12 protein-coding genes are annotated in these 14,370 nt (G+C 62.8%); 3 read left to right on the top strand and 9 right to left on the bottom strand.

Annotation, left to right across the window (positions count from 1 at the left end; translation table 11 throughout):
• Positions 1–210 precede the first annotated feature (210 nt).
• Complete coding sequence (locus QOS90_RS18610; RefSeq protein WP_027594830.1) at positions 211–1,533, top strand: sigma-54 dependent transcriptional regulator; 1,323 nt, start codon at positions 211–213, stop codon at positions 1,531–1,533.
• A 115-nt stretch (positions 1,534–1,648) separates the two neighbouring features.
• On the opposite strand, the gene QOS90_RS18615 is transcribed toward QOS90_RS18610, so the two are convergent.
• The 4 genes from QOS90_RS18615 to QOS90_RS18630 all read right to left on the bottom strand — a co-directional run bounded on the left by QOS90_RS18615 (position 1,649) and on the right by QOS90_RS18630 (position 6,685).
• Positions 1,649–3,649 (bottom strand): peptidase U32 family protein, encoded by a 2,001-nt coding sequence (locus QOS90_RS18615; RefSeq protein ID WP_085273473.1) that lies wholly within the window; start codon positions 3,647–3,649, stop codon positions 1,649–1,651.
• Between the two features lie 137 nt (positions 3,650–3,786).
• Positions 3,787–4,167 (bottom strand): RidA family protein, encoded by a 381-nt coding sequence (locus QOS90_RS18620; protein WP_027594832.1) that lies wholly within the window; start codon positions 4,165–4,167, stop codon positions 3,787–3,789.
• A gap of 144 nt (positions 4,168–4,311) precedes the next feature.
• The gene (locus QOS90_RS18625) at positions 4,312–5,556 is read right to left on the bottom strand and encodes a saccharopine dehydrogenase family protein (protein WP_027594833.1); all 1,245 of its coding nucleotides are present in this window, start codon (positions 5,554–5,556) and stop codon (positions 4,312–4,314) included.
• Positions 5,557–5,587: 31 nt separating this feature from the next.
• Positions 5,588–6,685 carry a carboxynorspermidine decarboxylase gene (locus QOS90_RS18630; RefSeq protein WP_027594834.1) on the bottom strand — a complete coding sequence of 366 codons (1,098 nt, stop codon included), beginning with the start codon at positions 6,683–6,685 and terminating at the stop codon, positions 5,588–5,590.
• A gap of 201 nt (positions 6,686–6,886) precedes the next feature.
• On the opposite strand from QOS90_RS18630, the gene QOS90_RS18635 reads away from it, so the two are divergent.
• Positions 6,887–7,345 (top strand): metallophosphoesterase family protein, encoded by a 459-nt coding sequence (locus tag QOS90_RS18635; protein WP_085273472.1) that lies wholly within the window; start codon positions 6,887–6,889, stop codon positions 7,343–7,345.
• A 95-nt stretch (positions 7,346–7,440) separates the two neighbouring features.
• On the opposite strand, the gene QOS90_RS18640 is transcribed toward QOS90_RS18635, so the two are convergent.
• From QOS90_RS18640 to yghU, 4 genes are all read right to left on the bottom strand, one after another.
• Positions 7,441–8,358: a pyridoxal-phosphate dependent enzyme gene (locus tag QOS90_RS18640; protein ID WP_027594836.1), complete on the bottom strand. Its 918-nt coding sequence runs from the start codon at positions 8,356–8,358 to the stop codon at positions 7,441–7,443.
• Between the two features lie 15 nt (positions 8,359–8,373).
• On the bottom strand, positions 8,374–9,066 hold the full coding sequence (locus QOS90_RS18645) for a helix-turn-helix transcriptional regulator (protein ID WP_027594837.1): 693 nt from the start codon (positions 9,064–9,066) through the stop codon (positions 8,374–8,376).
• A gap of 73 nt (positions 9,067–9,139) precedes the next feature.
• Positions 9,140–10,846, bottom strand: a complete 1,707-nt coding sequence (locus QOS90_RS18650) for an amidase (protein WP_085273471.1) — start codon at positions 10,844–10,846, stop codon at positions 9,140–9,142.
• Between the two features lie 137 nt (positions 10,847–10,983).
• Positions 10,984–11,823 carry a glutathione-dependent disulfide-bond oxidoreductase gene (gene yghU / locus QOS90_RS18655; RefSeq protein ID WP_027594839.1) on the bottom strand — a complete coding sequence of 280 codons (840 nt, stop codon included), beginning with the start codon at positions 11,821–11,823 and terminating at the stop codon, positions 10,984–10,986.
• A gap of 197 nt (positions 11,824–12,020) precedes the next feature.
• On the opposite strand from yghU, the gene QOS90_RS18660 reads away from it, so the two are divergent.
• Positions 12,021–13,067: an alpha/beta hydrolase family protein gene (locus QOS90_RS18660; protein WP_027594840.1), complete on the top strand. Its 1,047-nt coding sequence runs from the start codon at positions 12,021–12,023 to the stop codon at positions 13,065–13,067.
• On the opposite strand, the gene QOS90_RS18665 is transcribed toward QOS90_RS18660, so the two are convergent.
• Entirely contained in the window at positions 13,029–14,222 is a 1,194-nt protein-coding gene (locus QOS90_RS18665; RefSeq protein WP_027594841.1) for an MFS transporter, read from the bottom strand. The genes QOS90_RS18660 and QOS90_RS18665 overlap by 39 nt on opposite strands.
• Between the last annotated feature and the right edge of the window lie 148 nt (positions 14,223–14,370).

Raw genomic sequence — 14,370 nt, forward strand, 5'->3', positions numbered from 1 at the left:
GTGTAAAAATTTGTTTCAGGGTTGAATCCGTTCTTGCCTGCGCCGCCATGGGATGTCGATAAAGTGCGAAAATTCCCGTCAGGGTTTGTAAAAAAATGATTCGGCGGACAGACGGTACTGGGCACCGTCAAGTTCGTTGCTACTGTTAATTGGGCGCCACAACTTGCTGTTTTACTTCACAAAACCAAACTCTGGCGCCAAGGAACGGTCATGCAGCAACCCGCTTCCCAACGCCGTTTGCTCATCGTCGACCCCTGCGACGACTGCCACCGTTTATTGCCAGGCCTGCGCAGTGCCGGCTGGGATGTGGACAGTTGTATGCTCGGCGCTGCCCTGGACCACGCCTGCGATGTTGGCCTGCTGCGGCTGCAGGCGTCGCACCTGCGCCATCCCGACGCGGTCAAGGACATGATAAAGCGCAGCAATACCGAGTGGATCGCCGTGCTCAGCGCCGAGCAATTGCGCATGCAGAACGTCGGTGATTTCGTCTGCGAGTGGTTTTTTGACTTCCATACCTTGCCATTCGACGTTTCCCGCGTTCAGGTTACCCTCGGGCGTGCCTTCGGCATGGCGCGGCTGCGTGGCAAGGGTGCGGTGCGGGTGGACGACTCGGTTCACGAGTTGCTGGGTGAGAGCCGGCCGATCCGCGAGTTGCGCAAGCTTTTGGGGAAACTGGCGCCCACCGAGTCGCCGGTTTTGATCCGTGGCGAGAGTGGCACAGGCAAGGAGCTGGTGGCGCGCACCCTGCATCGGCAGTCGCAGCGGCACGATCAGCCGTTCATCGCGATCAACTGTGGGGCGATACCCGAGCACCTAATCCAGTCCGAGCTGTTTGGGCACGAGAAGGGTGCCTTTACCGGTGCGCATCAGCGCAAGGCCGGGCGAATAGAGGCGGCGCATGGCGGTACCTTGTTCCTGGACGAGGTGGGTGACTTGCCGTTGGAACTGCAAGCCAACCTGCTGCGCTTTCTGCAGGAAAAACACATTGAACGGGTCGGTGGCAGCCAGCCTATCCCGGTGGATGTGCGGGTGTTGGCGGCGACCCACGTGGACCTTGAAAAAGCCATCGAACAGGGCCGCTTTCGCGAGGACCTGTATTACCGGCTGAATGTGTTGCAGGTGGTGACGGCGCCACTGCGAGACAGGCATGGTGACCTGTCGATGCTGGCCAGCCATTTTGCCCATTTCTACAGCCTGGAGACCGGGCGCAGGCCGCGCTCGTTCAGTGACCATGCGTTGGCGGCCATGGGCCGGCATGACTGGCCGGGCAATGTGCGTGAGCTGGCCAACCGAGTGCGGCGCGGGCTGGTGTTGGCCGAGGGGCGGCAGATCGAGGCGCAGGACCTGGGCTTGCAGATCGAGCAAGAGCAGCAGCCGCTGGGTACGCTGGAGGAGTACAAGCACCGGGCAGAGCGCCAGGCTTTGTGTGATGTGCTTAACCGGCACAGCGACAACTTGAGCATCGCTGCGAAAGTACTCGGGATCTCGCGGCCGACATTCTATCGGCTGCTGCACAAGCACCAGATTCGTTGACGCCTGCCTGTGTAGGAGCAGCCTTGTGCTGCGAAGAGGCCGGTGGCAGCACTTAAGATCTTGGATGCTGCCGCCGGCCTCTTCGCAGCACAAGGCTGCTCCTACAAGGGGGCGATCAATGCGGTGCGCGCGGGATGGTCTTGAGCAGGTCTTCCGGGCTGATATGGCCAACCACCTGGGCCACCGCGCTGCCGGGGGTCGGCAGGTCGATGATGTGGCTTTTCATCTTGCCGACCACATGCATTTCACACGGTTTGCAGTCGAATTTCAGGGTCAGCACTTCGTCGCCCTGAATCAGCTGCATCGGCGCCACCTTGGTGCGCACGCCGGTCACGCCCTTGGCCTGCTTGGGGCACAGGTTGAACGAGAAGCGCAGGCAGTGCTTGGTGATCATCACCGGCACTTCGCCGTGCTCTTCATGGGCCTCGTAGGCCGCGTCGATCAGCTGCACGCCGTGACGGTGGTAGAAATCGCGCGCCTTCTGGTTGTAAACGTTGGCCAGGAACGACAGGTGCGACTCCGGGTACACCGGAGGCGGCGTGGTTTCAGCTTTACGGCCGCCGCGCGGATGCGCCTTGACCCGAGCAGCGGTCAGCGCCTCGATGGCTTCACGGCGCAGGCCCTTGAGCTGCGAGTTAGGGATGAAATACGCCTGCGGGGCATCCAGTTCGATGGCGTTGGCGTGGTATTGGGTGGTACCCAGTTGGCCCAACAGGTCGTGCAGTTGGTCCAGCGCCTGTTGCGGCTTGTTGGCCGCGCCGAACGGGCCGTCCAGGGCCACTTGCACGCTGACGCCTTCCTCGCTGCTGACGGTGAGCATCAGCCGCTGCTCGCGCAGCACCGCGTGCCATTCCACACCCACTCGGCGTTCGGCCGACGTGCGCTGCAAGGCCTGTTGCCAGTTGTGGTCGAGGTTGCGTGACAGCGGGTGATTTGGCCGCAGTTTGTACAGGCCGTCAGGCATTTCGTTGGGTTCGACGCGGTAGCGATAGCGCTTCTGGCCGTCTTCCTCGAACTCACCACGGGGTTCGGCAATGTTGGCGCGGAACCCCACCACCTCGCGCTTGACCAGCACGTTCAGGCCGTCGCCGTTGGTCAGCGGCACGTCAGTGGTGACCAGCATGTCGCGTTTGTTGACCTTTTCCACTACGCCCACCGGCAAGCCGGTGAACGTTGGTGAGTCGAACGCGCCGATGTCGATCTTGCGGTCGCTGACGAAGTAGTCGGTGCTGCCGCGGTGGAAGGTCTTGTCCGGGTCGGGGACGAAGAAGTGCTCGGTGCGGCCGCTTGACGCGCGGGCCAGGTCCGGGCGGTCTTCGAGGATGGCGTCGAGCTCTTTGCGGTAGTGGGCAGTGATGTTCTTCACATAGCCCATGTCCTTGTAGCGGCCCTCGATCTTGAACGAGCGCACGCCAGCGTCGACCAGGTCGCGCAGGTTGGCGGTCTGGTTGTTGTCCTTCATCGACAACAGGTGCTTCTCGAAGGCCACCACGCGGCCCTGGTCATCCTTCAGGGTGTAGGGCAGGCGGCAGGCTTGCGAGCAGTCGCCACGGTTGGCGCTGCGCCCGGTCTGGGCGTGGGAGATGTTGCACTGGCCGGAGAAGGCCACGCACAGCGCGCCGTGGATGAAGAACTCGATGGCGGCGTCGGTTTCGGCGGCAATGGCGCGGATCTGCTGCAGGTTCAGCTCACGGGCCAGTACCAGCTGCGAGAAGCCCGCCTGATCGAGGAACTTGGCACGCTCCAGGGTACGGATGTCGGTCTGGGTGCTGGCGTGCAGCTCGATCGGTGGGATGTCTAGTTCCATCACCCCCAGGTCCTGCACGATCAAGGCGTCGACGCCCGCGTCGTAGAGCTGATGGATCAGCTTGCGCGCCGGCTCCAGCTCGTTGTCGTGGAGGATGGTGTTGATGGTGGTGAACACGCGTGCATGGTAGCGACGGGCGAACTCGACCAGTTCGGCGATTTCGCTGACTTCGTTGCAGGCGTTATGGCGCGCGCCGAAGCTCGGGCCGCCGATATAGATGGCATCAGCGCCGTGCAGGATCGCTTCGCGAGCGATGGCCACGTCACGGGCAGGGCTGAGCAGTTCCAGGTGATTCTTTGGAAGGGACATGTCGTTATAGTTTCGGGCGGTCACGGTTTAGGTGGGCATTGTAGCGGTGAAACGGGCTGGTGGCATCCCTACGCTGTCCAGAGGCGGCGCGACCTGGAGTAGGAGCGGCAAGGCCGCTCCAGTGATCGAGCGGGGAATCAGCGTTTGGCAGCCATCGCGGTGACTTCCACGCGCATGCCTTCGACCGCCAGCGAGGCCACGCCAACGGCGGCGCGCACGGGCCATGGCTTGTTGAAGAAGCGCTGGTATACCTCGTTGAACGCTGCACGTTCAGCCATGTCGGTGAGGTAGATGGTCAGGTGCAGCACGCGGTCCATGCCGCTGCCGGCTTTTTCCAGGGCTACTTTCAGCGCCTGCAGGGTGCATTCGCTCTGCGCAACGATGTCGCCCAGCTCGAGGCTGCCATCGGCGCGGGTGGGGATCTGGGTGGAGACCAGCACACCGTTGTATTCGGCGACGTCGGACGAAATGGAATCGGCGTCCGGATCGGGGGTGTAGATGATGTCTGTGTTTGCCATGGGCGCGTTTGCCTTGCTACGGAAGGAAAGCGGCAAGCGTACGCGAGCAGGCGGCAGGGGTCGAGTCGTTAGGGCGCTGTCGCAGTTACCACTGGCACATCCCAAAAAAACAGGGCGCCTGATAGGCGCCCTGTTTTGTGTTGCTTAGGCTTCAGCGTCCCAAGGACGATCGCCTTTCTCATCTTTGACGCGGGTCGGCAGGCCCATCACGTCCAGCGCCTTGAGGAACGGCTCGGCTGGCAGTTCTTCGACGTTGACCATGCGCTTGGCATCCCACTCGCCACGGGCCACCAGCAGGGCGGCAGCCACTGGCGGTACACCGGCGGTGTAGGAAATACCTTGGCTGTCAGTCTCGGCGAAGGCTTCTTCGTGATCCGCCACGTTGTAGATGAACACTTCGCGCGGCTGGCCATCCTTGGTGCCCTTGACCAGGTCACCGATGCAGGTCTTGCCGGTGTAGCCCGGGGCCAGGGAGGCTGGGTCTGGCAGCACGGCCTTGACCACTTTCAACGGCACCACTTCCAGGCCTTCGGCGGTCTTGACCGGTTGCTCGGAGAGCAGGCCGAGGTTTTTCAGCACGGTGAACACATTGATGTAGTGCTCGCCGAAGCTCATCCAGAAGCGCACGTTCGGCACGTTGAGGTTCTTCGAAATCGAGTGAACTTCATCGTGGCCGGTCAGGTACAGGTTTTGCGAACCTACTACGGGCAGGTCGTCGGTACGCTTGACCTCGAACATGGTGTTGCTGGTCCACTGGCTGTTCTGCCAGCTCCATACTTGCCCGGTGAACTCGCGGAAGTTGATTTCCGGGTCGAAGTTGGTGGCGAAGTACTTGCCATGCGAACCGGCATTGACGTCGAGGATGTCGATCGAATCAATGCTGTCGAAGTATTGCTGCTGCGCAAGTTTTGCGTAGCTGTTCACCACACCCGGGTCGAAACCGACGCCGAGAATGGCGGTAATGTTCTTTTCTTGGCACTCTTCGAGGTGTTTCCACTCGTAGTTGCCGTACCAGGGCGGCGTCTCGCAGATTTTGCCCGGTTCTTCGTGAATCGCGGTGTCCAGGTAGGCGACACCGGTATCGATGCAGGCACGCAGCACCGACATATTGAGGAAGGCAGAGCCCACGTTGATCACGATCTGCGATTCGGTCTCGCGGATCAGTGCTTTGGTCGCCTCGACATCGAGGGCGTTGAGCGAGAAGGCCTGGATGTCGGCGGGTACCTTGAGGCTACCCTTGGCCTTGACGCTGTCGATGATGGCCTGGCATTTGGAGATGTTCCGCGACGCAATGGCAATACGACCGAGTTCGTCGTTATGCTGCGCGCACTTGTGGGCCACCACCTTGGCGACACCTCCTGCACCAATGATAAGAACGTTCTTCTTCAATTTATCCCTTGCTCCTTACTGAAAGCCGGTCTTACGACAGGCTGGAAACGTAGTCTTCGAAACCGAACTCGCGCACCACCTCGACACTGCCGTCGAGCTGCTTGACCACGATGGATGGCATTTTCAGACCGTTGAACCAGTTTTTCTTGACCATGGTGTAGCCGGCCGTGTCGATGAACGACAGGCGGTCGCCAATGGCCAACGGACGATCGAATTGGTATTCGCCGAAGATGTCACCGGCCAGGCACGATTTGCCGCAGACCATGTAGGTGTGCTCGCCATCGTTAGGGGCCATCTTGGCGTTGAGGCGGTAGATCAGCAGGTCGAGCAGGTGCGCTTCGATCGAGCTGTCGACCACGGCCAGGTGCTTGCCGTTGTACAGGGTGTCGAGCACGGTCACTTCCAGCGAGGCGCTGTTGGTGATGGCGGCTTCGCCCGGCTCCAGGTACACCTGCACGCCGTAGGTTTCCGAGAAGGCTTTAAGGCGCGCGCAAAACGCATCGACTGCATAGTCTTCACCGGTGAAGTGGATGCCACCACCGAGGCTGACCCACTCGACCTTGTGCAGCAGGTGGCCGAAGCGCTCTTCGATGTGCGTGAGCATCTTGTCGAACAGGCTGAAGTCACCGTTTTCACAGTTGTTGTGGAACATGAAGCCGGAGATCTGCTCGATGACCTTCTCGATCTTCTCTGGGTCCCACTCACCGAGGCGGCTGAACGGGCGTGCCGGGTCGGCGAGCAGGTAGTCGGAGCTGCTGACTTGCGGGTTGACGCGCAGGCCGCGGACCTTGCCTTCGGATTGTTCGGCGAAGCGTTGCAGCTGGCCGATCGAGTTGAAGATGATCTTGTCGCAGTTCTCGAGCATTTCCTCGACTTCGTCGTCGGCCCACGCAACGCTGTAGGCGTGGGTTTCGCCTGCGAATTTCTGGCGGCCGAGCTTGAGCTCGAACAGCGACGAAGAGGTGGTGCCGTCCATGTATTGCTGCATCAGGTCGAACACCGACCAGGTCGCGAAACATTTGAGGGCGAGCAGCGCCTTGGCGCCGGACTTCTCGCGCACATACGCGATCTTCTCCATGTTGCCCAGCAGCTTGGTTTTATCGATGAGGTAGTACGGCGTCTTGATCATTTAAAGGCCCCCGGCAAGGCCGGCCAAAAAAAGGACACGCATTGTGCCTTCACTCGCTACAGATCGAAAGGGCGAGATGCGCTTTTCGTCAGGCTCGCTGGAATTTTCCCAGGTGCGTGAGGCTCATTAGAACAGGCCTGTGTGACTATCCTGATCTCACGGGCGTTTTTCTCTCCACTCCATTGGACCAGGAACGCAAGCATGAAAATTGGCGTGATCGCCGACACCCACGGTTTATTGCGCCCAGAAGCGGTGGATGCGCTGGTCGGTTGTGCGCTGATCGTGCATGCCGGCGATATCGGCAAACCGGACGTACTGGAGGTGCTGGAGGCCCTGGCGCCGGTGCGGGTAGTGCGCGGCAACAATGACCTGAAATGGCCTTGGGCGGCGGACTTGCCCGATCAACTGCGCTTCGACATGGGGGGCTGGCAGGCACTCCTGGTGCATGACATCGCCGATGTGCCGGCCAAGCTCGATGAGGCTGTGCGGGTGGTGATCACCGGGCATTCGCACAAGCCGCTGATCGACTGGCGGGACGGGCTGCTGTACCTGAATCCCGGAAGCGCCGGGCCGCGACGGTTCAAATTGCCCGTGACGGTGGCGGTGATTGAAATGAAGGGAGAAGCGTTAGTCGCCAACATCATTCCCTTGCTCGATTGACTGCCCCGGCCGATCGGCGGGCAAGCCCGCTCCTACAGGTCAGAGTTATTCCTGTCGGAGCGGGCTTGCCCGCGAAAGGGCCGGAACAGGCAACCTCAATCGACCTGCTTCAACCAATCCTGAATCTGCGCCAGTGTCGCCGTGGCACCTCCGCAAACCACTATCAGCACATTGTTGTACTCGGCCAATTTCTTGGCTTCGTAAGCTACTGCCAATGCAGCCCCACACGCGGGCTCCACCAATATCCGATGATCGAGCAAGAAACGCTCGCAGGCTTCCAGCGCGGCACGGTCGCTGACCAGATGGTTGTGCAGCGGATGGTTACGCGCGCATTCCAATGCCTGATCAGCAACGCGCTTCGCACCCAGGGAGGTGGCCACCGAGGCGAGGCGCTCAAGTTCAACCGGGTGGCCAGCCTGCACCGCTGCGTGCAGCGAGGCGGCACCGGTAGTTTCCACCGCCAGCACAGGTACATCATCCCAGCCATTGCGTGTTAGCCCTTCGACTACGCCACTGAGCAATCCGCCTCCGCCGACCGACAGCACCACCGCATCGGGCCTAAGCCCGGTCGCGGCAACTTCGTCGATCAGGCTGGCATGTCCGGCCCAGAGCAATGGGTCGTCGAAGGGGTGAATGAACGCATCGCCGCTGCCGAGCAGGGTCTGGGCTAGCTCGTTGGCCTCCTGCCAGGAGCTGCCATGCACCACCACCTTGGCGCCTTCAAGGCGCAGCAGTTGCTTGGCGCGCTCGGTGGTGGTCTCGGGTACCACCACGGTCACCGGCACCCCCAGTTTGCGGCCGGCATACGCCACCGCCAGCCCGGCATTGCCCCCGGACGACGACACAAAATGGCGCGCGCCCCTGGCATGGTGGACTTCGCAGGCATGGCCCACGCCACGCAGCTTGAACGAACCACAAGGCTGCACTGCCTCAAGCTTGAGCCAAACGGTACAGCCTGACGCCAGCGAAAGCGGGCGGGATTCGATCAGCGGCGTCTGTATATGCAAAGTCATCGTTAGCTCCAAGCGTCAGTCTTCACGGGCCGCTGCCGGCTGTTCGCCACGCAACTGCTCCAGGTAGTTGTAAACGGTGTAGCGGGTCACCCCAAGGGCGCTGGCAGCCTTTTCCACGCCGCCTTTGACGATGAACAAGCCACGCTCCTGCATCACCCGCACCGCGTCGACCTTGGCCTGCTTGGTCATCCGGCCTTGGCCGCTGCGTTGCAGCGCGCCCTGGATGATTTCGCTCATCAACAGCGCCATGTCGGCGGGTTCGCTGACCGCTGGCGAGTCGCTCAGGGGCTGTAGCTGCTGCAGAAAATTCATCGCAGCGTCCAGCCCCGTAACGTCGGTATTGATGCACAGGCTGGCGAACGGGTGGCCGGTGCTGTCGCGGAAAATGGCCGTGGCGCTGCGCAGGGTGCGGCCCTTGAGCGTGGTCGGGTAATCCGGCAAGACCACAGGCGCACAGCCGCGCTGTTCCACGGTGGCCCGCATCAGGGCCTTGAAGCCTAGGTCCTGTTCGGGCGCGGCGAGGATTGGGCTGCCGACGACACGGCCGGAGAGGTGGCCGTTGACGATCGCCACCACGGAGTGTTCCGGGTGGTCAAGGTCGTGCAGGAGGATTTCCATGTTGCGCGCGGCAACGCTGCCCAAAGCCTGGATAGCGGCCTTGAGAACGGTGAGGGTGAGCTGACGTTCTTCAGGGGGAGAGAGCGGCATGAATGCATCGCCAAATTCAACGGTTTGTGCATTTTTACACAATGCGTTGAAAATGGCGATGTGACGGGCGAGTTTACTTGCCCAGTGCTGGCGTACGCGGTGGAATCATGCGGCGCGAGCCAGTGGCCTCGAAGGCCGCTGCGAAGCTCAATAGGTGGTTATCGGTATAGGCGCGGCCGGCGAAGGTCAGCCCCACCGGCATGCCGATGTCAGCCATTACGCCCATGGGCACGGTGACGGTCGGTACGCCCAGGTGGCGGATCGCAAGGTTGCCGTTGGCCACCCAAATGCCGTTGCTCCAAGCAATGTCGGCCGAAGCCGGGTTGACGTCAGCATCCGCTGGCCCTACATCGGCCACGGTCGGGAACAGCACCGCGTCCAGGCCCAGGGTGTCCATCCAGTCTTCCAGGTCCAGCTTGCGGGTTTTCTCCAGGCCGCGCAGCCCGTCGGGCAGCGTATCGATCTGGTCCCAGTTCTTCAGGCCGCGCTTGGCCATGTTGACGTATTCGTCCATGCCCGCAGCCAGGTCATCCTCACGGTTGGGCAGGGTGCCGGGGTCGTGCGGGAAGATCTTCGGCCCATCGACATCGGCCAGGCGGTTGAGCTTGGGGTCGTCGTTGGCCCGCAGGAAGTCGTCAAAGGCCCAGCCCGACAGCTCCCACAGTTCGTCATGGAGGAATGCCTTGCTGACGATGCCGCGGTTGTACACGGTCGGGGCGCCAGGGCGGTCGCCTTCGCAGTTGGAGACCAGCGGGAAGTCCACTTCGAGCACTTCGGCACCTGCAGCTTCCAACGCCTGGCGCGCTTGTTGCCACAGGTCGATGACGCTGTCGCGGGTGTTGATGCGCTGGCCGGTTGGGCCACCGATACCCGGTTTCTCGGAGGTGCCAGCTTCTGGGTCGGCATTGATGTACATGCGCGGCACGCCAAAGCGTTTGCCCTTGAGCGCGCTGGCATCCACCGCCAGGTCCAGGTACGACGCCGGGCGCACCGACGAGGCGGCCGGGATAGTTACCCACGGCTGCAAGCGCCACAGGTCACCGCGTGTGTCGGCGTCGTCGGCAACCACCACGTCGAGGATTTCCAGCAGGTCGGCCATGGTGCGGGCAAAAGGCACCACCACGTCCATGGTCGGGGTCAGCGGCCAGTTGCCACGCACCGAGATCACCCCACGCGAAGGGGTGTAGGCGCACAGGCCGTTGTTCGATGCAGGGCCACGGCCACTGGACCAGGTTTCCTCGGCCAGGCCAAAGGCACTGAAGCTGGCGGCTGTCGCGGTGCCGGCACCGTTGGACGAGCCAGAGGCGAAGGGCGCAGTCAGGTAGGCGGCGTTGTACGGGCTTTCGGCGCGGCCATAGACGCCACGCTGCATGCCACCGTTGGCCATGGGCGGCATGTTGGTCTTGCCCAGGCACACGGCACCGGCGGCGCGCAGGCGCTCAATGGTGAAGGCGTCGCGCTGGGCGACCAGGTCTTTGAAGGCCGGGCTGCCGGAAGCCGCAGTCAGGCCCTTGACCAGGTAGCTGTCCTTGGCTGTGTAGGGGATGCCGTCCAGCGGGCTCAGGGGCTGGCCCTTGGCGCGGCGGGCGTCGGAAGCTTCAGCTTCCTTCAGTGCGTCTGGGTTGCGTACCACCACGGCGTTCAGTGCGGTAGCGGTGTCGGCGCCATCGTAGGCGTCGATGCGCGCCTGGTAGGCCTTGACCAGCTCGACCGCCGTCGTGCGGCCCGACTCGAGTGCGTCGCGCAGCTCGGCAATGGAAACCTCGGTTACCTCGATCATGCGTTCACCAAAAAGTTTTGCAGGTGGGGGCTAGTGCGAGGAGTGTACAAGAAGGCATTGCCGGACGCAGGTTTGCGCAGGGGCAAATGGTTTTATGCAGGCGAGCATTGTCGGGGCCGCGAGGCGGCCCCGAACGGTCAATCCAAGTCGGCCGCCGAGTGCCGTTCTGGTACTTGGCTGGCTTCATCGCCCCAGGTGCGATTGACCCGTGACCCACGTTGCACGGCGGGCCGCTGGGCGATCTCTTCGGCCCAACGCTGCACGTGGGTGTAGTCGTGCACCGCCAGAAACGTTGCTGCGCCATAAAGATTGCCGCGCACCAGCTCGCCATACCAAGGCCACACGGCGATATCGGCGATGCTGTATTCATCGCCGCCCAAGTAACGGCTTTCGGCCAGGCGGCGGTCGAGCACATCCAGTTGGCGCTTGGCTTCCATGGTGAAGCGGTTGATGGCGTATTCGAACTTTTCCGGGGCGTACACGTAGAAGTGGCCAAAGCCGCCGCCCAGGTACGGCGCCGCGCCCATCTGCCAGAACAGCCAGTTCAGGCTTTCGGTACGTGCAGCGGCAGACGTGGGCAATAGCGCACCGAACTTTTCCGCCAGGTACAACAGGATCGAGCCCGACTCGAATACCCGTACCGGTGGCTCGACACTGCGGTCGAGCAGGGCAGGGATCTTCGAGTTGGGGTTGACCTGCACGAAGCCGCTGGAAAACTGGTCACCCTCGCCGATGCGGATCAACCAGGCGTCGTATTCAGCGCCGCTGTGGCCCAGGGCGAGTAACTCTTCAAGGGCTATGTTCACCTTCACGCCATTGGGCGTGGCCAGCGAATACAACTGCAAGGGGTGCTTGCCCACTGGCAGCGCCTTGTCATGGGTCGGGCCGGCTACCGGGCGGTTGATGCTGGCGAACTGGCCACCGGAGGCTGCGTCATTGCGCCAGACCTTGGGTGGGGCGTAAGGGTGCTTGCTCATGCAGGGTGCTCCTTCAAGGTCGCGAAAGGGTCAGGTAAAGCGATTGACCTGCATCTATGCCATGGGTTCTCGGAAAAGCGCAATTGCATTGGGCGCGGGCGTTGCGTGCATGCAGGGTTTCATCCAGTTTTCATCTGCCCTTGGCGTCGGCGGCTCTATGCTGGCGCTATCTCTGACCCTGCACGGAACGGCTGGCGATGAACATCCCTCGCAGCGTGTTGGCGCTGGTCCTGCTCGGCGGCCTGTTGGCCCACGCCCAGGCCGCGCCTTGGGTCGCCGGCCTGCACCACATGACCCTGGCCGACCCTGTCGATGATCGCCCGATGCAAGCGTTGGCGTTTTACCCGGCGACGGGTGTGCCCCATAACATGCGCATCGACGGCTATCCGCTCGACGTCGCCGAAGAGGCGCCGGTGGCCCTGGGGCAGTTCCCTTTACTGGTGCTCTCCCACGGCAATACCGGCAGCCCGCTGGCCTTGCATTACCTGGCCTCCGCGCTGGCACGGCAGGGTTTTGTGGTCGTGGCGGTGGTGCACCCGGGGGACAACGCCCGCGATCACAGTCGCCTGGGTACCTTGAGCAACCTGTATGGCCGGCCGCTGCAAGTCAGCGCCGCGATCACGGCTGCCCGTAACGACGCGCTGCTTGGGCCCTACCTGAATGATGGCAAGGTAGGTGTCATCGGCTATTCGGCCGGGGGCGAAACGGCGCTGATCGTCTCGGGTGCGCAACCCGACCTGGACCGCCTGCGCCAGTACTGCCTTGAGCGCCCCAGCGATGGCGACGCCTGCAAGACTCATGGCGTGCTGATTGCCGACCGCAGCGAGCTGGCACCGAAGGCCGATTCACGGGTGGGCGCGGCGATGCTGATGGCGCCGCTGAGCCTGCTGTTTGGCCGCCATGCGCTGGCCAGTGTGCACATCCCGGTGCTGATCTACAGCGGCGACAGCGACCAACTGGTGGCCGTGGACCGCAATGCCGAAGCGTTGGCGCGCAAACTGCCCGTCACGCCGGATTACCGTCTGCTGGCCGGCGCAGGGCATTTCGTGTTCATGGCGCGCTGCGACGAAGAACAACACGCCCGTATGCCGGCGCTGTGCAAGGATGCCGAAGGCGTTGACCGCCGCCATATTCATCACTCGTTGCAACGCGACACCGCAGCGTTCTTCAGCCAGGCCCTCAGCGCACCGCTACTGGATGAGCGCTCAGCTGCGTCGGCTGCGCCGCGCCAGAAGCAGCGTTAAGCCGACGCCTGCCAGGGCGAGCAGGGCGGCAACGCAGAAGATAGAGGCATAGCCCAGGTGCACTGCCACCGCGCCCATCACCGGGCCGGCGATGGCCAAGGCCATGTCGAAAAACACCGCGTAAGCCCCCAACCCAGCGCCGCGGCTGCTGCTAGGCACCTGCTTGATGGCCTCTACACCCAGTGCCGGGTACACCAGCGACAAGCCGAACCCTGTGAGCCCGGCACCTGCCAACGCCCAAGGCGGCGAGGGTGCCAGCCACAGCAGCCCCAGGCCAATCACCTCGGTGGCCATACACACCACTGCCACGTTGTAGCCGCCAAACCGGTTGACCGCATTGACGAACAACAGCCGCGAAATGATAAAGCACACGCCGAAGGCGCTCAGGCACCAGGCTGCACCGGCCCAGCCACGTTCCAGGTAATAGAGGGTGACGAACGTGGTCAGCGTGCCATAGCCGATCGACGCCAATGTCAGCCCCAGGCCACAGGGCGCAACGCGGCCGAAGGCAGACCAGAAGGGCAGCCGTTCGCCCCGTACCACCACCACGTCCGGGCGTTTGCGCAGCACCAGCATGGCCAGCAGCGCCAGCACCAGCAAGGTTGGCCCCAGCACGCTGAAGTCCAGGCCATCCACCGCCAGCACACCGACCGGGGCACCAATGGCGATGGCGCCGTAAGACGCGATACCGTTCCACGAGATCACCCGGGCGGTGTGCTCCGGCCCAACCTGGCTGATGCCCCAGCTCAAGGTGGCCACGCCGATCAGCCCTTGGGCGATGCCCAGCAGCAGGCGCCCGCCCAGCAATAGCGCCAGGCTCAGTAACGGCACGCTCAGGGTCCAGGCCGACAACAGCGTCAGCACCCCGCAACTGGCAATGCCGAGCAAGCCGAAACGAATCGCTTGCTTGCCGCCCAGCGTGTCCGCCACCCGCCCGGCAAAGGGGCGGCTCAGCAGGGTGGCCAGGTACTGCAGGCCAATCGTTATCCCGGCGACAACCGCGCCGAAGCCCAACTGGTCGTGCACATAGCTGGGCAACACCGCAATCGGCAGGCCGATGCAGAGGAAGGCAATGAACGTGTAGAAGACGATCGACAGGATCTGCAGGGTGATGTTGGAGGTACTGCTGGCGGGGGCGGGCTGTTGCGCGGTCATGGGCTCTTTCGCGGGCGGGCGGTTGGGCGTTGTTTCATCATGGCCGTTGCGCGAAGGAAATGAAAGCAGGCTAACGAATTATTCCGGGTTAATGCCCCATCCATGGGATCCGCCTGGTCAACTCAACGCGACCAGGCGGAGCGCACTA

Source organism: Pseudomonas sp. LAIL14HWK12:I10, assembly GCF_900184205.1.
GTDB classification, from domain to species: domain Bacteria; phylum Pseudomonadota; class Gammaproteobacteria; order Pseudomonadales; family Pseudomonadaceae; genus Aquipseudomonas; species Aquipseudomonas kermanshahensis.